The organism is Micromonospora sp. NPDC049374, from assembly GCF_040677165.1.
Taxonomy (GTDB): Bacteria; Actinomycetota; Actinomycetes; order Mycobacteriales; family Micromonosporaceae; genus Micromonospora.
The window spans coordinates 244548-264079 of the sequence record NZ_JBFAQH010000006.1 but is presented as its reverse complement, the minus strand read 5'-3'; the positions used below and the strand labels follow the sequence as shown (position 1 = coordinate 264079).

Genomic DNA, 19532 nt, shown 5'->3' with positions numbered 1-19532 from the left:
CGAGCATGTACCCATGGAGGCCGCGCTCGACCTGCTCCGGCACACGCTCACCTCGCCGTGGGTGTATCTGCTGCTGTTCGGTCTCACCGCGATCGACGCGATCTTCCCGCTGGTGCCGGCCGAGGCGGCGGTCATCACGGTCACCGTTCTCGCCACCGGCGGCGAGCCGAATCTGGTGGTGGTGATCGTGGCGACCATGCTCGGTGCCGTACTCGGCGACCATGTCTCCTACGCGATTGGGCGTGGCGGCGGCTCAGGTCGTCTGGATCGTTCGCCGCAGGACAGTCGACGCCGCGCCGGATCACAGTGGGCACGACGCGCGGTGTGCCGGCACGGCGGCGTCATCCTGACCTCCGCCCGGTACCTGCCCGGCGGGCGGACGGCGGTCACCCTGACCATGGGCGCGGTGCGCTACCCGCTGCGCCCGTTCCTGCTCTACGACCTGGTCGGCGCCGGCACGTGGGCGCTCTACTGCGTGCTGCTCGGCCTCTTCGGCGGGCTGGCCTTCGAACGTGAGCCGGTCTACGGGATCCTGGCCGGGATCGGCCTGTCGATCGCGGTCACCCTGCTGGTGCAGCTGGCACGCGGGCTGCGCCGTCGCGCCCATCGCCGGGCCGCCCGACGCTGAACTCCGCTCACGGTCGCAGAGCCGCTGTCGCCTTTGAACCCGCTCTCCGACACCGAGCGTTCCGCACCGATCAGGGCAGCTCGGCGTCGTGGACCAGGATCGCCAGCTGCACCCGGTTCCCGGCGCCGACCTTCGTCATCGCCCGACTCACGTGCCCTTTCACCGTGGCCTCGCTCATCAGTAGTTGACGAGCAATCTGGGCGTTCGCGCATCCCCGCCCCACCGCACGCGCGATCTCCAGCTCCCGTGCGGTCAGGCACTGGAGTTGACGCCGGGCAGTGTGGCGTCGGGACGGGCCGCGTTCCGCGAAGGAATCGATCAAGCGCCGGGTCACGGCGGGCGCGAGCATGGCGTCACCGCTGGCCACGGCGCGTACTGCGGCGGTCAGGTCGGCCGGTGCGGTGTCCTTGAGCAGGAAGCCGACCGCACCGGCACGCAGGGCGTGGTGCACGTACGCGTCCCGGTCGAAGGTCGTCAGCATGATCACTCTTGCCCCGGCGGCGACAATGTCCGGCGCCGCGGCGAGGCCGTCCATACCCGGCATACGGACGTCCAACAGGACCACGTCCGGTCGGAGCCGCCGCACCTCGGCTCCGGCCGCAGCGCCGTCCGCGGCCTCGCCCACCACCGTGATGTCGCCGGCCGCTTCGAGGATCAACCGCAGGCCGGACCGGATCAACTGCTCGTCGTCGACGATCAGAACTCGAATCACTCCGGCTCCCCCGTCGGAAGCAGCGCTCGGACCAGGAAGCCCTCGTCATACGGTCCGGCCGTAAGCCGCCCGCCGAGCAATTCCACACGTTCCCGCAGACCAATCAGGCCCAACCCCGCGCCGGGCAGAGCCGCCCCGCCGATCGCCGGCCCGTTGCGCACCCCGACCTCGACCCCGCTGGACAGATACCGCAGGCTGACCGTCGTCTCCGCATCGGGGGCGTGCTTCCGTACGTTCGTCAGCGCCTCCCGGACCACCCGGTGCACCGTCCGCCCGACCGTGGCCGGCAGGGGTCGAGGGATCCCCTCGTCCTGCCGGTCGATCCGCAGGCCGGCGGTACGCGACTCCTGGATCAGGACATCCACCTCCGACAACCCCTGCGGCGGTACGGGCCCGGCCGCTCCACGCAGCACGCCGAGTACCTCGCGGAGGTCGGCAAGGGCCTGCCGACCGGTCGATCGGATCAGCGACGCGGTCTCCACCGCCGCCGAGTCGGCGGATGTCACCTCCAACGCGCCCGCATGCACCACCATCAGCGACACCCGGTGGGCGACCACGTCATGCATCTCCCGGGCGATCCGGGCCCGTTCCTCGGCGCGGGCCTGCTCCATGCGGGCCACCTGTTCGCGTTCCAGCCGCTCGGCCCGGTCGCGCAACGCGCCGACGGTGTCCCGCCGGGCCCGCGTCCAGAGCCCGATCACCAGCGGCAGCAGCACCAACCAGGCGAAGAGCGCCAGCACATTGCCCGGCGTGGCCATGGTGATCTGCCGGTGCCCACCAGCGGCCCACCCCACCAGCACACCGATCGCCGTCACCAGCACCGCACCGGCCAGGTAGGCGACGATCCGGCGACGACCCCGCAGCCACAGCCCGGCCAGGAGGGACGCCGCCGCCGGGACCGGCCAGGCGGCAAGCAGCGGCCAAGCGACGGCAGCCGCGGCGAACAGCGGCCAGCGGCGTACCCGCGCCACCGCCACCGCAGTTCCGGAGGCGACGACGACGGCGAGGACCACCGCCCGGGGGAGAGGTGACGCCACCCCGGCCGCGCCGTTTGCGGACATCCAGACCCCGACCGATACCAGTACGGCCAGCACCGGCAACGCGTACCGCCGGAGAAGGTTCCGGACTTCGACGATGGCCATCGTTGCAGGCTAGTGGCGTCCGGGCCGGTCGGGCCGCCGCCGACGGCCAGAGGGGTGACACTTCCGGGCGGCTGGCCCGCCCTTCTCGGGGTTGGCCCGGAGCCGGAGTCAGGGCTGACCACAACTTAGGTAGCGGGACGGCAATGACGATCGGTCGATGGCCGGAAACCACGCGGGGACCAGCATCGGAAGCATGCAATTGGTGCTCGACCTGCTCCACGAGACGATGTCCTCGCCCTGGGTTTACCTGGCCCTGTTCGCAGTCGCGGTGGTTGACGGGTTCTTCCCGGTGGTGCCCAGCGAAACCGCGGTCATCACCGCCGGGGTCTTCGCGGCGACCGGACAGCCGGCGCTGTCGGTGGTGATCGTGGTGGCGGCGGCCGGTGCCCTGGTCGGTGACCACATTTCGTACGCCATCGGCCGACGCGGCGGCGGACGCCTGCTCACCCGCCTACCGGAACAGGGGCGACGGCGTGCGGTGTACACCTGGGCCAGCCGGGGCATCGCCGTACGCGGCGGTCTGATCCTGACCGTGGCGCGATACGTACCGGGTGGTCGGACGGCTGTCACCATGACCATGGGGGCGACCCGGTTTCCCCGGTCGCGGTTCCTGATGTTCGATGCACTGGCCGCCGGCACCTGGGGGATCTATTCGGCGCTGGTCGGCTATCTGGGCGGGCTCGCCTTCGAACAGGACCCGCTGCGCGGGCTGCTACTTGGGCTCGGCCTCGCGTTCAGCGTCACAGTGATGGTGGAGACGGCCCGCTGGGCGTACCGACGACGAGCACGCTCGCTGCCGGCAGCTGCGGAGGCCGGTGCCAGAGGTTCCATCGGCGATGCGTGATTGCGAGCGCGTTCCCGGCGCTGGACCGCTGCCTACCCCTGAGGCGGGTGCCAGGTCACGCCGCGCAGGAGTTGTCCTGCGCCGAGCCAGGCGACGTTCATCATCTGGGTGGCGGTCTTTTCCGGGTCGGCCTCCGGATGGTCGGCCAGCCAGTCGGCCAGTGACTCGCTCGCGCCGACCAGCGCGTACGCGACGACCTCCAACTCGGGGTCGGCCACCTCCCGCCCCCCGGCGCGCAGCGCGTGGTCGAGCATCCCGGCGACCACCTCCACCAGCCGTGCCCGCATCACGGTCAACTCACGCGCGAACGGATGCTCGGCGCGGGCCTGCCGGTAGAGCACCGCCCAACCGTCCCGGTGCGCGCCGACGAAGCCGAAGAACGCCCGCAACCCGCGCCAGAGTCGCTCGTCGGCGGGCAGGTCGGGGGCGGCGGCACCGGCGATGGCCTCCATCATCCGGGTGCCCTCGCGGTGCAGGCACGCGACGAAGAGTTCCTCCTTGGTGCCCAGGTACGCGTACACCATGGGCTTGGAGATGCCCGCCACCTCGGCGATCTCGTCCATGCTGGCGCCGTGGTAGCCGCGCCGCGAGAAGATCCGCACCGCGGAGTCGAGCATCTGCTGCTGCCGTACGGCGCGCGGGAGGCGCTTGAAGGCGGGGCCGGTGGACACCTTGCGAGCATACCTACTCGTGCGTAAGGTTACGCACGAGTAGCCACTGTCCGAGAGGTGCCTTCCCATGACTGACTTCGACCCGGCCCACTTCGCAAACGTCGGCCCGAAGGAGTTCGCCCAGCTCGTCAAGAACACCCCGGAGAGCAAGCTGGCCGAGGTGATGTCGGGCGACCTGCGCGGCAAGATCCTTGGCGAGGTCTTCGGACGGATGCCGCAGCTGTTCCGCGCCGACCGGGCCGGCTCCACCAACGCGGTCATCCACTGGAACATCACCGGCGCCCCGGACGGCGGCACCGACACCTACGAGGTGGTCATCGCCGACGGCACCTGCACGGTAAACGAGACTCCGCAGCACGACCCCCGACTGAGCCTGACCCTGGGCCCGGTCGAGTTCCTGAAGGTCGTCTCCGGCGGCGCCAACCCGGTCATGATGTTCATGACCGGCAAGCTCAAGGCCAAGGGCGACCTGGGCCTGGCCGCCAACATCGCGAACCTCTTCGACATCCCCAAGGCCTGACATGGTCGAGTTCTCGCTCGACCTGAACGAGGAACAGCGGGATCTACGGGACTGGGTGCACGGCTTCGCCCGCGACGTCGTGCGCCCAGCCGCGGCCGAATGGGACACCCGCGAGGAAACTCCCTGGCCGGTCATCCGGGAAGCGGCGAAGGTCGGGCTCTACGGCTTCGAGTTCCTCGCCACCTGCTGGGCCGACCCCACCGGGCTGTCGCTGCCGATCGCCAGTGAGGAACTGTTCTGGGGCGACGCCGGCATCGGGCTGAGCATCTTCGGCACCTCCCTCGCGGTCGCCGCCATCTACGGCGCGGGCACCCCGGACCAACTCGTCGAATGGGTGCCGCAGTGCTTCGGTGACGTCGACTCCCCGGCCGTCGCCGCCTTCTGCTCCTCGGAGCCGGAGGCCGGTTCCGACGTCGCCGCCATGCGTACCCGGGCCAGCTACGACGAAGCCACCGACGAGTGGGTGCTGCGCGGACAGAAGGCGTACGCCACAAACGGTGGGATCGCCGGCGTGCACGTGGTGACCGCCTCGGTCGAACCGGAACTGGGCTCGCGGGGACAGGCCGCGTTCGTCGTGCCGCCCGGCACCGCCGGGCTGAGCGCCACCCGCAAGCTGCGCAAACTCGGCCTGCGCGCCTCGCACACCGCCGACGTTTTCCTGGACGACGTGCGGGTGCCGGGCCGGTGCCTGCTCGGCGGCAAGGAAGCGCTCGACGAACGCCTGGCCCGCGCCCGCTCCGGGCAACGTGCCTCCGGCCAGGCCGCGATGCGTACGTTCGAGTTGTCCCGACCCACCGTCGGCGCGCAGGCGCTCGGCGTGGCCCGGGCCGCCTACGAGTACGCCCTGGACTACGCGAAGGAGCGGGTCCAGTTCGGTCGGCCGATCATCACCAACCAGGCGGTCGCGTTCACGCTTGCCGACATGCGGATGGAGATCGACGCCGCCCGGCTGCTGGTCTGGCGGGCCTCCTGGATGGGCCGCAACAACCGGCCGTTCACCGCCGGTGAGGGCTCGATGTCCAAGCTCAAGGCCGGCGAGGTGGCCGTCTCGGTGACCGAGAAGGCGGTCCAGCTGCTCGGTGGCGCCGGCTTCCTACGGGACCACCCGGTCGAGCGCTGGTATCGCGACGCCAAGATCTACACCATCTTCGAGGGCACCTCGGAGATCCAGCGACTGGTCATCTCCCGGGCGATCTCCGGGATGCAGATCCGCTGACCGCCAGGAGGTACGCGGGCATGGACCTGCCGTTCATCGTCACCACGCTGACTCGGCGGGGCCTGCTCGCCCCGGGTCGTCCGATCCGCGTCGCATCCCAGCTCAGCGCGCTGCGGAAATGGGGTTGGAGCCTCGCCGGTGAACTGCGCCAGGCGGCGGCCCGGGACCCGGGCCGGGTCGCGGTCGTCGACGAGCAGGGCAACGAACTGACGTACGCCGAACTGCTCGACCGGTCCATGCGGCTCGCCCGCGCGCTGCGCGCCGCACTCGGCGTCCAAGCCGGCGACCGGGTCGCCGTGCTCTGCCGCAACCACCCCGGCCTGATCGAGACCGTCGTCGCCGCCACGCTGCTAGGCGCCGACGCCGTGCTTGTCAACACCGGGCTCTCCCCGGCGCAGTTGGCCACCGTGGCGGAGGAACAGCGGCTACGCGTCCTGGTGCACGACGACGAGTTCACCGAGCGGACCCTCGGGCTGCCGGCGGAGCTGCACCGCCTCGACGAGCAGGCCCGGGCGGAGTTGATCGCCACCGCCCTCCCCGGCGAGCTCCACCCGCCCGAGCGGGACGGCCGGATCATCGTGCTCACCTCCGGCACCACGGGCGTGCCCAAGGGCGCCCGGCGGCCCACCCCGAACGGCTTCGGCCCGCTGGTGTCCATAATCGACCGGATCCCGCTGCACGTCCGGGACCGGGTGCTGATCGCCGCCCCGATCTTCCACACCTGGGGGTACGCGGCCCTACAGGTCTGTTTCGCCCTGCGGGCCACAATCGTGCTGCACCGGCGCTTCGACCCGGCCGCCACCCTGGACGACCTGGTGCGGCATCGGTGTCAGGCACTGTTCGCGGTGCCGGTGATGCTGCAACGGCTGATGGAGCTGCCCGCGCCTGAGCACCTACCACCGCTGAAGGTGGTCGCCGTGAGCGGTTCGGCGCTGCCCGGCGGGCTGCCGGCGGCGTTCATGGACACCTACGGCGACGTGCTCTACAACCTGTACGGCTCGACCGAGGCGTCCTGGGCCTCCATCGCCACCCCCGCAGACCTGCGCCGGGCACCCACCACCGCGGGCAGGCCGCCGCACGGGACCCGGCTGGAAATCGTCGACGACGACGGCCAGCCGGTGCCCGGTGGCCGGGTCGGGCGGATCCTGGTCGGCAACGAGATGCTCTTCGAGGGCTACACCTCCGGGCCCGACCGGGATCGGCGCGACGGCCTGCTCGACACCGGCGACCTCGGCCGGGTCAACGCCGACGGACTGCTCTTCGTGGACGGCCGCGCCGACGACATGATCGTCTCCGGTGGCGAGAACGTCTTCCCCGCCGAGGTGGAACAGCTGCTCGCCCAACTTCCCCAGGTACGCGAGGCCGCCGTCATCGGCGTACCCGACCCCGACTACGGCCAGCGGCTCGCCGCCTTCCTCGCCCTGCACCCCGGCGAGACCCTCGACACCGAGGCGGTCCGCGAGTACGTCCGGCACTACCTGGCCCGTTTCTCGGTCCCCCGCGACGTCGTCTTCGTCAAGTACCTGCCCCGCAACGCCACCGGCAAGGTGCTCACCCGCGAACTACGCCGCTACTACGGCTGACCTCGACGGGAGACTTGCCCCTACGGGAGCGTCCTCAGGGGTCGGTCGGGTGGAATCCGGATACCTCCCGCCCTGCCGGCTCGGCAGGCTCGCCCCATGAAACTCACCAGACGCAATCTCGTCGCGGGGGTCGCGGTCGGCGCACTGCTTGCCGGCACCCTGGCGGCACCCGCGGGTGCTGCCGCCCACCGCGACTGCCCTGCCGGCACGCTCGACTCCACGAGCCTGGTAGCGGCGGTCGGCGACATCCCCGACCCCCAGCTCACCACCACCAGCGTCCAACTGCGGGTCACCACACCGACCGGCTGTTTCAAGGACACCTTCGGCGTACGCGACCTGCGCTCCTCGGCACGGGTGCCGCCGGAAGCCCGGATCCGGATCGGCAGCGTCACCAAGGTCTTCACCGCCGTCGTGGTCTACCAACTGGTGGCGGAGGGCCAGTTGGACCTCGACGAGCCGGTACGCCCGTACCTGCCGGACCTGATCCCGGCCGACTGGCCGACGGTGACCGTACGGCAGTTGCTCGCCCACACAAGTGGTCTGCCCAGCCCTGTCCTGCCCGACGGACTGGACTGGCAACTCCAGCACCGCTTCGACCGCTGGACTCCCGAGCAGATTGTTCGCAGGGCGCTGACGAACCCGCCGGATTACACCCCGGGCGACGCCCAGCGCTACACGAACATGGGCTACATCGTCGCCGGCATCCTGATCGAGCGGGTGACCGGCTCGTCGTACTCGGAGCAGATGCGGCAGCGGATCTTCCGGCCGCTCGGGTTACGCGACACGTACGCTCCAGGCGTCGCGACCGGGATACGTGGCCCGCACGTGCGGGGCTATCAGCAGGTGAACCGCGACGGCCTGACCGAACTGGTGGACGCGACGCGCTGGAGTCAGACCTTCACGCCCGCCTCGGGCGACCTGATCTCGACCGTCGCCGACCTGGACCGGTTCTCCGCCGCCCTGTTCGATGGCCGGCTGCTCGCCCCCGCGCAGCAACGTGAGCTGTTCACCCACCCGTGGGCGGGCGCGGAGTACAGCAACGGCGGCCTCTCCTCGATCCGACTGCCCGACGGCCGGGTGTTCTGGGGCAAGTCCGGCGCCCGATACGGCTACCAGGCGGCCATCGGTGCCCTCGACGACGGTGGCCTGCGGTTCGTCTTCGCCGCCAGCCCGACCGATGCCAAGGCCGAGGGTCAGTCCGCGCTGGTCCAGCGGGTGCTGGCCGCCGTCCTGGCGCTCACCTGAGGCCAACCGCGACACCGCAGTGTCAGGCAGGGCCCCTGCGGCACCCGAGGCCGTCAGCAAGGGACCCTGCCTGACATCAGGGCTCAGCGGTCGGTGGCGCGGCCGATGGCGGCGGCGACGCCGCTGACCCGGTCGGCGAGCAGGCCGAGCGCACCCACCGCGCGGTCGAGCGGGTCGTCCCCGGTACCGCCGAGCGCCCGCGAGCGCTGGAAGGCAGCCTTCACCTCGGCCCAGCGGGCGGCCTGTTCCGGCGTGAGTCGGTCGCGCAGCTCCGCGAGCTTGAGCAGATTCGCCTCCGCGCCGGCCGCGAGAGTCTGTGCCTCGCCCAGATAGTGGTCGTCGATCACCGCCTCCAACTCCTCGTCGGTGAGCACCGGGACGATCCGCTCGGCCAACTTGTTCATGTTCCGGTACGACCCCTGGAGCTGGAACGGCGGTTCGGTGCGGGCGTCGTCGGACTGCGCCGCCGAGGCGATGTACGCCTGGTTGTTGGCCAGCACCACCTGCTGCACCCGCAGCAGCTTGCGCAGCACCGAGACGACCTGTTCCAGCTCCACCGGCTCGTACGGGTGGGACAACTGGTCGGCGCGGACCGTGTCGTCGCCCCGGGCCATCCGCACCAGCAGTTCCAGGTCGGCCCGGTCCCGGCCGGAGAGCGGTGCCAGCACCGGGTTCGCGGTGAGCGCGTTCTCGACGTAGCTGAGCGCGAAAACCTCCTCCCGGCCGGAGAGCACGTCGCCGAGGTTCCACACGTCGGCCCGGTTGGCGAGCATGTCCGGCACCCGGAACCGCTTCCCCGACTCGGTGTACGGGTTGCCCGCCATGCAGACCGCGAACCGCTTGCCGCGCAGGTCGTACGTGCGGGTGCGGCCCTCCCACACGCCCTCCATCCGGCGCTGCCCGTCGCAGAGCGAGATGAACTTCTGCAACAGCTCCGGGTTGGTGTGCTGGATGTCGTCCAGGTAGAGCAGCACGTTGTTGCCCAGCTCCAGGGCGAAGGAGATCTTCTCGACCTCCTGCCGGGCGGTGGCGTCGGGCGCTTCCGCCGGGTCCAGCGAGGTGACCTTCGACCCCAGGGCCGGCCCGTTGACCTTGACGAAGACCAGGCCGAGCCGACTGGCCACGTACTCCATCAGGGTGGTCTTGCCGTAGCCCGGCGGCGAGATCAGCAACAGCAGGCCGGACTGGTCGACGCGCTTGCCGTCGCCGGTCGCGCCGAGCTGCCGGGCCAGGTTGTCGCCGATCAGCGGCAGGTACACCTCGTCAAGCAGCCGGTTGCGGACGAAGGCATTCATCACCTTCGGCCGGTACTCCTCCAGCCGCAGTCGCTCCCGCTCGACCTCCACCAGCGCGTTGCGGCGCCGCTGGTAGTCCCGGTACGCCGGGACCAGTTCGGTGCGGAACGTGCGGGTCCGGGCCAGCGTCTCGTCCAGCCGTACGTCGAGGGTGGAGCCCTCGATGCGCGGATGCGCACCGAGCAGGTCGACGACCGTCTCCGTCATCGTCGCCGCGCTGTCCTCGCGGGCCAGGTCGGGGCCGCACAGCTCGACGGCGACCGCCTCCGGCAGGTCGTAACCGGACAGGCCACCCTCGTCGGTGGCCAGGAAGGCCGTCAACCACGCCTCGATCAGCTGGTACCGACCGGCCAGGTCGTCACCGAGTGCCCGCAGGTCGTCGTCGAACTCGCGGGAGGAACGGGACTGCGGACCGCCGAGCGCCCGGCGGAACCGGTCCAGCAGGGTACGCGCGCCGCTGCCGGTGACGAACCGCACCGGCGGTGCGGCGAGTTCCCCGAAGAGGTACTCGCCCGCCACCGCGGTCCCGCCCGGAGGCACCGGCAGGCCGGCGCCGCGCAGGAAACCGTCGACCGCCTCGGCCAACTGGCCGCAGAGCAGGTCGGCGGCGTCCGCACCGTCCGGGCGACCGAACCGCGCCCGGGCCCGGGCCAGCGAGGCGGCACGCGCCGTCCAGGTCGACCGGGCCGACTCGTCGGTGGCGTACCGCCAGAAGAGTTGGGCGGCGGCCCGGTCGGCCGGCGGGTAGCGCAACAGCCCCGCACCGGCGTGCAGGCGCAGCAGCACCCGCAGGATCTCGGCCGCGTCGTGGTCGTGCACGCCGCGGTCGTATCCCTCGTCGTAGCGGGTCTCGGCGATCCGCCGGACCAGGTCCCGCAGCCCGTCGGCGTCCACCGCCGCCGTGTGCAACTCATCCAGGCCGGGGCCGTCGCGGCCGGCCTCGGCGGCGGCCAGGATCGAGGTGGCCAGGTACTCGGACCGGTACACCTGCGCCGACTCGGAGACCAGTAGCTGATCCCAGAACCGCCGGGTCTGCTGGAACTCCTCGTCGCGTACCGGGGCACGGTAGTCGGTGCCGGTCACCGCCACCACCATCCGGCCCTCGGCCGGCACCACCGCCACGTCGATCGGTTGGGTGTTCACCGCGAAGCGGTGCCGGCCCAGCCGGATCGTCTCGCCGCCGTCGGCGTACAGGTCGAGGCGGTCGCGCAGGCCACGTCCGGCCTCCTGGCGGGCGGCGCGGACCCGGCCGTCCAGCTCCTCGGCCCGCACCGCGTCGCCGAGGGTACGCAGCTCCTCGACCACCGCGCGCAGCTTGTCCACCATCGGATCGGCCGCGAAGTAGGTGTTGATCTCGTCGAGCGAGCCGAGGGTGCCGGCCCGCCGGTGCACGCTTACCAGGATCCGTTCGGCGGAGGCGACCAGCCGGTCGGCACGGCGGGCCCGCTCGTCCAGCAGCGCCTGCTTGCGTGAGGAGAACGCCTCGTAGATGTCGGTGCGCCGGGTGGCCAGCTCGGCGAGGAAGTCGTCGAACTCGCCGAAGCGGGACTCCAACTCCTCTACCCGCAGCAGCAGCCGGCCCAGCTGCTCATCGCACCGCTCGGCGGTGTCCGCCGCCGCCAGCGCACCGGTCACCGCCTGCCCGAGCAGCGCGAACTCGGCGGCGAAGCCGGCCCGGCCCTCCGCAGCGGCCAACTCCCGGCGGCGCTTGTCGAGCACGGCGCGGGCCCGGTTGACCGCGCCCAGCACCTCGCCGACACGGCCCAGGATGCCGGTACGGACCGTCGCGTCGGCGATGTCCAGCCCGCCGACCACGTCGGTGATGGTCTGAAGTCCATCCGTACGCGCGGCCAGCTCGTCGCGGACGGTGCCCGCCTCGGCCACCGTGCCGATCTCACCGGCCTTCGTGGCGAGCCGCTCCACCTCCTGCTGGTAACCGGTGAACGCCTCGTCCCGGCGCAGGAACTCCACCGCCCGACGACCGGCCGCCGCCAGTTCCTCGTCGAGTCGACCGGCCAACTCGTCGATCCGGGTGTGGTCGACGTAACGCAGTTCCCGCAGCGTCTCCAGGTGTCCCCGGGCGCGGCGCAGGCCGCCCAACTGGGTGACCCAGTCGTCGGCCGTCAGCGGCGCCTCGCCCCGAGCCCGGCGGGCCAGCGAGGCGATCTGCTCGGCGCTGTCGTCCAGTTCGGCGCGGGCCCGCTCGGTGAGCGTACGGACCTTCTCGTGCTCCTCAAGCACGGTGGCGGCCGTGCGGCGCAGCCCGGCCAGCGGCGTGGCCAGGTCACCTAGTTCGTCCTCGCCGAGCCAGTGGTAGTGGTCGGCGATCCGGGCGCAGGCGGCGATCAGCGCCTCGTAGACCCCGGCGGTGGCGGTGCCGTCGACCATCCGGGCCGCCGACAGGCAGTCCGAGATGCCGCGTACCAGATCGGCGTTGCCGACCCGCTCCAGCGGTCCGGTGCCGGCCGGCTGAGCCGCCGCGTACGCGTCCGAGACGTACGGCGTCTGCCAGACCTGCATCGGATGGACCCGGGTCGGTTCCTCGGACACCGCCCGGAACACCACGAGCGTGCCGTCGTCGAACAGCGAGAACCCGTGGCACGGGATCGGCGCGGCCACCTCCTTGCGGATCGCGTTGTACGGCAGCAGCAGGGTGCGACCGTCGGCGCGGGCGTGGAAGACGTAGAGCACGTCCTCGCCGTTGGGCGAGCGCACCACCCGCTCGAACTCCAGGTCGGCGACGTCGGTGTCGAACGTCCGGGTGACGCCGGTGACCAGGTGGTACCCGCCCGGGAAGATGATGCCGTGGTCCTCCGGGAGCCGCTGGCAGGCGACGCCGATGCCGTCGAGCCGGACCACCTCCCGGGTGAGCGTGTTGAACACCAGGTGCCGCCACTGCGTCTCCTTGTACGGCCGCAGCCGCAGCAGGATCAGCGGGCCCACCCGGGCCCAGTGCACGTCGGCGTCGGCGAGGCTCTGCAGAGGCTCGTCCACCGGCTCGCTGTAGACGCCCTCGCCGACCTCGGTGTTGTTCTCCACCTTCACGGTCAGCGTGCCGCCGACCGTCTCCACGAAGACCTGGCCGTCGATGGAGATGTGCGGGTGCCGGCCGAGGACGTGGTCCTCGCGGGTCGTCTCGGTCCACTCGAAGTCGTGCGACGGTGGGAAGACATGGTCCCGCTCGCCCCGGCTGTCCAGATACTCGGGCACGCCGTCGACGCCGACCCGCCACCGCAGCACCCGGATGTCCTCGGTGCGTGGACCGGTCTGGAAAACCGCCAGCAACCGGCCGTCGACCCGGCGCAGCTGTAGCAGGCGGGCCTGTCGGTAGTAGCGGTACAGCTCACCGAAGTCGCGGACGAACTGCGGGTCGCGGAGCAGACCGGGCAGCTCGTCGTGGCCCGCCTCGTCGAACCGGAACCCGGCCGCCTCCGGCCCGCCGCCCCCGCCGGGCTTCCCGCGCTCCCCGGGCTCGCGGCTGAACCGGTGCAGGGAGAAGACATCGTCGACGGAGGTCTCCGGCTTCAACCCGATGAAGACGTTGTAGCCGAACAGCATCAGCCCACCCACCGAGACGATGTCCCGGGGTACGCAGTTGTGCTCCGTACGGATCCGCTCGGTGCTCAGCAGCCGCAGCTCGGTGCTGCCGAAGACCTCCAGCCGCCGGGCGTTGAGCGCCTCCGCCCGCCGGCCGAGTTCGGCCGCCTGCGTGGCGAGCCGCCGCCGCAGCACCTCGTAGCTACCGTCGTCCAGTCCCGGCCGGGAACCGGCGTCCGCCGCCCCCGGCCCGCTCGGATCCGGGGCGGCCGAGGCCGGTCCGGCGTCGCCGGGCGTACGCCCGACGGTGGCCGGACCGGCGGTCGGCTCACTCACCGGCGCGCTGCCGTGGGCCGGTGAGGGCGGCGACCGGGGTCTCCGCCACGCCGAGGCGCTGCGCGGCCTTCAGCAGCTCCTGGAGCTTGCCCTTGTCCGCGCCACCGGAGCGCATCTGCTGCATCAGGAACGCCGAGAGGGTGAGGTTCTGCACGTCGGCGCTGTCGATCGAGCCGATCATGCGGGCCAGGTCGTCGGTGAAGCTGGCGGTGCCGTCCAGCCACGGCTGGGCGAGGTTCTTCGCCACGTCCGAGTGGGCCACGAAACCATCCACGCTCTTGCCGTACGAGATCGAGCTGAGCAGCCGGTCGAAGAAGATGCTGTCCCCGCCGACGATGTCGATGTTCGCCTTCTCCAGGCCGGTGGCGACCAGCTTGGCCTGCGCCTCGGCGACCTGACGCTGGGTGTCCAGCCCGGCCAGCCGGACCTCCTTCTCCAGTTCCAGGCGCAGCCGGTACTCCTCGTGCTCCCGGGTCGCGTCGTCAAGCGCGGCCATCGCGGCGGCCTTCTCGGTGAGACCCTCGGCCTCGCCCTTCAGCTTCTCGCGCACCGCGTCGGCGGCGGCCACGGCCTTCTCCCGCTCGACGGCGGCCTCGGCCCGCCCGACCTTCTCGATCGCCTCGGCGCTGCGCTCCTGGACCTGCACCTCGGCCAGGCCGGCCGCTGCCGCCTCGGCCTGGACGCCTTCGGCCAGCCGGATCTTCGCCCGGGTGTCCAGCTCGGCGGCCTGCTGCCGGGCCTCGGCCAGCACCAGCTCCTCGCGGGCCTTGTGCTTCGCTGCCGCCTCGGCGGCCTCCGCCGCCTTGATGTCCTTGACCAGGTTCTCCTGCGCCTCGGCCTCGGCCTGGATGACAACTGCCTGCCGGGTCCGCTCGGCCTCCTCGACCACCCGCAGCCGCTTGATGTTCTCCTCCTGCTCGGCCACGGTCTTCTCCACCGCGATCCGCTCCCGGATCACCTCGGCGATGGCCCGCTTCTCGGCCTCTACCTCCTTGTCCTTGGCGATCGTGCTCAGCTCGGTCTCCCGATCCCGGCCGATCACCTCCAGCATGCGGTCCTTCTCGATCCGCTCGGTCTCGATGGCGATGACCCGCTCGCGGTTCTTCTCCGCGACCGCGATCTCCCGGGCCCGGTTCTCGTGCTGGACGCCCAACTGCTCGTCGGTACGGATGTTCGCGGTCTCCGCCCGCAGTCGCTCCTCCGCGCGTACCCGGGTGACCTCGGCCTCCTCCCGCGCCCGTACCGTCTCGACCTCGCGGCGCTGCTTGGCCTCGGCGTCCGCCTGCCGGCGCTCCAGCTCCAGGATCGCCTCCCGGGCGTCGACGTTCTGCCGGGTGATCTCCTTCTCCTCGCTGCGGCGGAACTCGTTGGTCCGCACGTGCTCCAGCGCGGTCAGCTCGGTGATCTTCCGGATGCCCTGGGCGTCGAGGATGTTCTTCGGGTCGAGCTGCGCCATCGGCGTCTGCTCCAGGAAGTCGATCGCCGCGTCCTCCAGGCTGTAGCCGTTGAGGTCGGTGCCGATCACCCGGATGATCTGGTCGCGGAACTCGTCGCGCTTGGTGTAGAGGTCGACGAAGTCGAGCTGCTTGCCGACCGTCTTGAGTGCCTCGGAGAACTTCGCGTTGAACAGCTCCTGGAGCGTCTCCCGGTCACTGGCGCGCGCGGTGCCGATCGCCTGCGCCACCTTGATGACGTCCTCGACGGTCTTGTTGACCCGGACGAAGAAGGTGATCCGGATGTCGGCCCGGATGTTGTCGCGACAGATCAGACCCTCGTTGCCGGTCCGTTCGATGTCGATCGTCTTGACCGAGATGTCCATGATCTCGGCCTTGTGCAGGACGGGCAGCACGACCGCGCCGGTGAAGGTCACGTCGACCCGCCGGACCTTGGAGACGATCAGGGCCTTGCCCTGCTCGACCTTGCGGAACAGCCGGCTGACCATGAACACCACGCCGAGCGCGACGAGCAGGACGACGGCGAGGAGTACACCTATACCGGTGGTGATGACATCCATGGCTGGGCGCGCGTGCGGTGACGACCGGCCGACGGGCCGGGCGGGACGCCGCGCATCCTCCTTTCGGGGCGGCTCAGGGGCAGCGTGGGGCGGGCCGGCGGAAGGGGGTTGAGACCGGCTGCCCTCGCGGGTTGGTGGTGAACTATTCGGGGATGTGTCTCATCGGGTCGAAGGCGGGTCCGGCGGGCATCACCCAGAAGAACTCGCCATCGGTGTCGTAGTCGTAGATCAACGCGGAGCTGCCGGCCGACATCCGCTCCTCGCCCGGTTGCCGAATCTGCACCACCGCCGACGAACCGTCGGCCGCGGTCACCTCGGCCTGACCGAAGTCGGCGGTGACCGTACCGGTACGCACGATGCAGAGGCGACCCACGAAGGCGTGCCGGGTGGCGTCCGTCTCGGTCGGGAAGAGCCGGCTCAACGGCACCGCGACCAGGCGGGTCACCAGCCAGGCGCAGGCCGCGGCGGCCAGCAGGACACCTACCGAGACGGCGATCCGGGTGCCGGAGCCGAGCCCGAGGCCGTCGAGCAGTGCGGTGCCGGCGAGGCTGACGAACCAGGCCACCGCCACGAGCAGGGAGAAGATGACAGCACTGGGCACACCGCCCAGGCCGAGACCGGCCAGCACGGTGCCCGGCACGCCGTCGACGTCGAGGTCGTCGCCCAGATCCAGCACGCCGGTCAACACCAGCAACCAGTAGCCGACGACCACCACCAGAAGGAAGCTGAACAGCACGGTGGGAAAGCTGAGCGCCGCGCCGAGAAAGCCGGTCACCGCGTCCTCCTCCCCGTACCGATGGGTCCTGGCCAGCCACCGGCACGATGATCGTGACACGGGTTGTCAACGCCCCACGGTGGCCGATCGGCTGATCCCGCCGGCCTGACCGGTCAGGGTCAGCGACCGGCGGTCGCTCTCAGCCGAGATTGGCCTCGATGAGGGCGTCCAACGTCGACGACCGGATCTCGGCCTCGGCCGCCGTCACCGCAATGAACCAGCAGCGCCCGTCCGGGGCCCACGCCGACAGGTACGCCGTGGACGTCGCCGGCTCATCCGTGGCCAGTACCTCGGCACGGGTCGGTACGGTCACCTCGCGTGGCGTGCCGGGCAGGCCACGCGGAGCCTCGAAGTCGAACACCACCACCACCCGGGACACCGGGCCGGATCCCTCGTACGCGAACCGGGTGCCGCTCGGCACCACCTCCGGCCGAGCCATCCGCAGCACCGCGTCCGTGGCATCGACCGTCCGCAGGTAGGGCGGCAGGCCCCGCAGCTCGGGTACGACCGGGCTGGCAGGTGGCCCGGCTACGGGTGGTGAAGGTTCGTCGTGTCGTGCGGTCGCGGCCATGAACACCGCCATCCCGACGACTGCGCACGAGGCGAGCGCGGCGGCGGTGGCCCGAAGCTTGCGGCGACGACGCAGGCGGGCCCGCACCGCCGGCAGCGGATCCTGGGCGGGCGGCCCGGAATCGGCGTTCCAGACCTCGCGGAGCGCGTCCCGGACATCGGTCATCCCGCCACCTCCCGTGCCGCGCGTACCCGGGCGGTCGGCAGCCCTGTCCGCAGCAGGGCGCGATGGCGCAGCGACCGGACGGTCGCCGGGCGGCGCCCGATCGCCGCCGCGATGGACTCGTCGTCCAGGTCGTCCAGATAGGTCATGACCAGTACGACCCGTTGCAACGGGGGAAGCCCGGCGAGCAGCCGGCGCAGCCGGCCCGCGTCCACCCGGCCGACCTCGTCGGCAGCCACCGACGGGGCGACCGGGGCCGACCGGGCCCACCGGACGATCGTCCGCAGCCGACCCACGTGCAGGCGCACCATCGTGACCTTCGCGTACGCCAATGGTCCGCCCTCGGCCAGGAGGCGATGCCATGCCGTGGCCATCCGTACATAGGTCCGCTGGAGGAGTTCCTCAGCCTGCTCCGGATCGGCGGTGACGGCGCGTGCGTACCGACGTAGCGCGGGCGCTGAATCGCGTACGAACGTCTCGAAATCGTCGGCGTCCATCCCACCTCCCTCACCGGTAAGAAACGCCACCACCGGTGCGTCGAGTTGCAGTGTCGCCCGTCGGTTCTCACCGACGGGCGGGACGCCTCACGACAGCGCGGGGACGAGCACCGTCAGCACCGAGAAGACACACCGGCAGTGTCCCTTCTCGACCTGGGCAGACAGTAACAACGACCAGGGCGGGCCGGTCGCCCCGAGAGGCATACAAGTCAATGTCGGCATGCGCCCCCTATGGCGCACAGCACGGCCACCGGGTCGATTGGTGGTGAAGCAGCACCAAAAGGACCAGGAACCGGCGTACGCACGGAGACCGAACCGCAGCCCTGCCACGCCCCGTGCGTTCCGGTGGTCCGGCCACCGGGCTCCGGGCGTTCCCGGCGGCCCGCAACTCGGCGGCGTCGGTCGGGTAGAGGTGGTCGACCTGTTGCAGGGTGGCCAGGGGGTGTTCGGCGTCGCGATCGGTGGCGCGTCAGACCGGAAGGGAGATCCGTCCGTCGACCGCGGCGGCGGCGATGTCCCGGCGGTAATGCGAGCCGGACAGCGTGACGCCGCGTACCACCTGGTAGGCCGCGTCCCGGGCGGCGGCCAGGTCCGGGCCGGTGGCCGTACCACAGAGGACCCGGCCACCGGCGGAGAGCAGGGCGCCGTCGGCGGCCCGGCGGGCGGTGCCCGCGTGGATCACGCCGGGCTGTTCGCCGCCGGTGATCACGTCGCCGGTGCGCGGCCCCGCCGGATAACCCTCGGCGGCGACCACCACCGTCACCGCGGCGCCGGTACGCCAGCGCAGCGGCGGATGGTCGGCCAGCGAGCCGGTGGCGGCGGCGTGCAGCAGCCCACCCAGCGGCGTCTCCAGCAGCGCGAGCACCACCTGGGTCTCGGGGTCACCGAAGCGGGCGTTGAACTCGATCACCCGGGGGCCGTCGGCGGTGATCGCCAACCCGACGTAGAGCAGTCCGGAGAAGGGCGTGCCCCGGTGGCGCAGCTCGGCCAGCGTCGGGTGCACCACGTCCCGCATGACCTCGTCCACCAGATCGGCCGGCGCCCACGGCAACGGCGCGTACGCCCCCATGCCGCCGGTGTTCGGGCCGCTGTCGCCGTCACCGACCCGCTTGAAATCCTGTGCCGGCAGCAGCGGCACCGCGGTCTCGCCGTCGGTGACCACGAACAGCGACACCTCGGGACCGGCGAGGTACTCCTCGATCACCACCCGGCCGCACTCACGCGCGTGCGCCTCGGCCGCGGCGCGGTCGTCGGTGACCACCACGCCCTTACCGGCGGCGAGCCCGTCGTTCTTGACGACGTACGGTGGGTCGAACCTGTCCAGCGCGGCGGCCGTGCTCGCCTCGTCGGAGCAGGTGTACGCGCGTGCGGTGGGGACACCGGCGGCGGTCATCACCTCCTTGGCGAAGGTCTTGGAGCCCTCCAACCGGGCCGCCTCGGCCGACGGCCCGAAGACCGCGATGCCCTTGGCCCGAACCGCGTCGGCCACCCCGGCGACCAGTGGCGCCTCCGGCCCGATCACGACCAGGTCCGCGCCCACCTCGACGGCGAGCCCCGCCACCGCCACCGGATCGACCGGATCGACGGCCCGCAACTCCGCCACCGCCGCGATCCCCGGATTACCGGGCGCCGCGAACAGCGCCTCGACGGACGGATCATCGGCCAACCTCAGCGCGAGCGCATGCTCCCGCCCACCGCCACCAAGAAGAAGAACCCGCACGCCGAGTCATCCTACCGACCCCACCGCCAATCCCGTTGATCATGAAGTTATTGCTTCCGACACG

Annotated in this window: 15 protein-coding genes; 6 read left to right on the top strand and 9 right to left on the bottom strand. The window is 71.4% G+C overall.

Going from position 1 to position 19532, the window contains the following annotated elements:
- Nucleotides 1-13 precede the first annotated feature (13 nt).
- Complete coding sequence (locus tag AB0J93_RS13180; protein ID WP_363921323.1) at nucleotides 14-628, top strand: DedA family protein; 615 nt, start codon at nucleotides 14-16, stop codon at nucleotides 626-628.
- A 70-nt stretch (nucleotides 629-698) separates the two neighbouring features.
- Here the strand turns inward: AB0J93_RS13180 and AB0J93_RS13175 are convergent, their stop codons facing one another.
- Together AB0J93_RS13175 and AB0J93_RS13170 are read right to left on the bottom strand one after the other, a co-directional pair.
- A complete protein-coding gene (locus AB0J93_RS13175) occupies nucleotides 699-1340 on the bottom strand; it encodes a response regulator transcription factor (protein ID WP_363921321.1) in 642 nt (213 codons plus the stop codon).
- Nucleotides 1337-2482: a histidine kinase gene (locus AB0J93_RS13170; protein ID WP_363921319.1), complete on the bottom strand. Its 1146-nt coding sequence runs from the start codon at nucleotides 2480-2482 to the stop codon at nucleotides 1337-1339. Before AB0J93_RS13170 ends, AB0J93_RS13175 begins: the two co-directional genes overlap by 4 nt.
- A 193-nt stretch (nucleotides 2483-2675) precedes the next feature.
- Between AB0J93_RS13170 and AB0J93_RS13165 the strand changes: the two genes are divergently transcribed.
- Nucleotides 2676-3326 (top strand): VTT domain-containing protein, encoded by a 651-nt coding sequence (locus AB0J93_RS13165; protein ID WP_363921318.1) that lies wholly within the window; start codon nucleotides 2676-2678, stop codon nucleotides 3324-3326.
- 32 nt (nucleotides 3327-3358) lie between these two features.
- Here the strand turns inward: AB0J93_RS13165 and AB0J93_RS13160 are convergent, their stop codons facing one another.
- On the bottom strand, nucleotides 3359-3997 hold the full coding sequence (locus tag AB0J93_RS13160) for a TetR/AcrR family transcriptional regulator (protein WP_363921317.1): 639 nt from the start codon (nucleotides 3995-3997) through the stop codon (nucleotides 3359-3361).
- 67 nt (nucleotides 3998-4064) lie between these two features.
- Here AB0J93_RS13160 and AB0J93_RS13155 point away from each other — a divergent pair, with 67 nt between their 5' ends.
- The 4 genes from AB0J93_RS13155 to AB0J93_RS13140 all read left to right on the top strand — a co-directional run bounded on the left by AB0J93_RS13155 (nucleotide 4065) and on the right by AB0J93_RS13140 (nucleotide 8561).
- Nucleotides 4065-4517, top strand: a complete 453-nt coding sequence (locus AB0J93_RS13155; protein WP_363921316.1) for an SCP2 sterol-binding domain-containing protein — start codon at nucleotides 4065-4067, stop codon at nucleotides 4515-4517.
- Nucleotide 4518: 1 nt separating this feature from the next.
- Nucleotides 4519-5733 (top strand): acyl-CoA dehydrogenase family protein, encoded by a 1215-nt coding sequence (locus AB0J93_RS13150; RefSeq protein WP_363921314.1) that lies wholly within the window; start codon nucleotides 4519-4521, stop codon nucleotides 5731-5733.
- A 20-nt stretch (nucleotides 5734-5753) separates the two neighbouring features.
- Complete coding sequence (locus AB0J93_RS13145; RefSeq protein ID WP_363921312.1) at nucleotides 5754-7316, top strand: AMP-binding protein; 1563 nt, start codon at nucleotides 5754-5756, stop codon at nucleotides 7314-7316.
- 96 nt (nucleotides 7317-7412) lie between these two features.
- Nucleotides 7413-8561, top strand: a complete 1149-nt coding sequence (locus AB0J93_RS13140) for a serine hydrolase domain-containing protein (RefSeq protein ID WP_363921310.1) — start codon at nucleotides 7413-7415, stop codon at nucleotides 8559-8561.
- An 83-nt stretch (nucleotides 8562-8644) separates the two neighbouring features.
- On the opposite strand, the gene AB0J93_RS13135 is transcribed toward AB0J93_RS13140, so the two are convergent.
- The 6 genes from AB0J93_RS13135 to purD form a co-directional block, all read right to left on the bottom strand.
- Entirely contained in the window at nucleotides 8645-13729 is a 5085-nt protein-coding gene (locus AB0J93_RS13135) for a DNA repair ATPase (RefSeq protein WP_363921308.1), read from the bottom strand.
- On the bottom strand, nucleotides 13722-15743 hold the full coding sequence (locus AB0J93_RS13130) for a flotillin family protein (protein WP_363921306.1): 2022 nt from the start codon (nucleotides 15741-15743) through the stop codon (nucleotides 13722-13724). The genes AB0J93_RS13135 and AB0J93_RS13130 overlap by 8 nt, the downstream gene beginning before the upstream one ends.
- A gap of 142 nt (nucleotides 15744-15885) precedes the next feature.
- Nucleotides 15886-16518 (bottom strand): hypothetical protein, encoded by a 633-nt coding sequence (locus AB0J93_RS13125; protein WP_363921304.1) that lies wholly within the window; start codon nucleotides 16516-16518, stop codon nucleotides 15886-15888.
- A gap of 139 nt (nucleotides 16519-16657) precedes the next feature.
- A complete protein-coding gene (locus AB0J93_RS13120) occupies nucleotides 16658-17254 on the bottom strand; it encodes a hypothetical protein (protein ID WP_363921302.1) in 597 nt (198 codons plus the stop codon).
- Nucleotides 17251-17748 carry a sigma-70 family RNA polymerase sigma factor gene (locus AB0J93_RS13115; RefSeq protein ID WP_363921300.1) on the bottom strand — a complete coding sequence of 166 codons (498 nt, stop codon included), beginning with the start codon at nucleotides 17746-17748 and terminating at the stop codon, nucleotides 17251-17253. Before AB0J93_RS13115 ends, AB0J93_RS13120 begins: the two co-directional genes overlap by 4 nt.
- A 469-nt stretch (nucleotides 17749-18217) precedes the next feature.
- Nucleotides 18218-19468 (bottom strand): phosphoribosylamine--glycine ligase, encoded by a 1251-nt coding sequence (purD, locus tag AB0J93_RS13110; RefSeq protein ID WP_363921298.1) that lies wholly within the window; start codon nucleotides 19466-19468, stop codon nucleotides 18218-18220.
- Between the last annotated feature and the right edge of the window lie 64 nt (nucleotides 19469-19532).

What these genes read in the sequence shown, in the direction of transcription:
- AB0J93_RS13115 (WP_363921300.1), bottom strand. Translation starts at nt 17,748, where the DNA reads ATGGACGCCGACGATTTCGAGACGTTCGTACGCGATTCAGCGCCCGCG.
- AB0J93_RS13140 (WP_363921310.1), top strand. Translation starts at nt 7,413, where the DNA reads ATGAAACTCACCAGACGCAATCTCGTCGCGGGGGTCGCGGTCGGCGCA.
- AB0J93_RS13180 (WP_363921323.1), top strand. Translation starts at nt 14, where the DNA reads ATGGAGGCCGCGCTCGACCTGCTCCGGCACACGCTCACCTCGCCGTGG.
- AB0J93_RS13155 (WP_363921316.1), top strand. Translation starts at nt 4,065, where the DNA reads ATGACTGACTTCGACCCGGCCCACTTCGCAAACGTCGGCCCGAAGGAG.
- AB0J93_RS13130 (WP_363921306.1), bottom strand. Translation starts at nt 15,743, where the DNA reads ATGGATGTCATCACCACCGGTATAGGTGTACTCCTCGCCGTCGTCCTG.
- AB0J93_RS13120 (WP_363921302.1), bottom strand. Translation starts at nt 17,254, where the DNA reads ATGACCGATGTCCGGGACGCGCTCCGCGAGGTCTGGAACGCCGATTCC.
- AB0J93_RS13170 (WP_363921319.1), bottom strand. Translation starts at nt 2,482, where the DNA reads ATGGCCATCGTCGAAGTCCGGAACCTTCTCCGGCGGTACGCGTTGCCG.
- AB0J93_RS13165 (WP_363921318.1), top strand. Translation starts at nt 2,676, where the DNA reads ATGCAATTGGTGCTCGACCTGCTCCACGAGACGATGTCCTCGCCCTGG.
- AB0J93_RS13150 (WP_363921314.1), top strand. Translation starts at nt 4,519, where the DNA reads ATGGTCGAGTTCTCGCTCGACCTGAACGAGGAACAGCGGGATCTACGG.
- AB0J93_RS13145 (WP_363921312.1), top strand. Translation starts at nt 5,754, where the DNA reads ATGGACCTGCCGTTCATCGTCACCACGCTGACTCGGCGGGGCCTGCTC.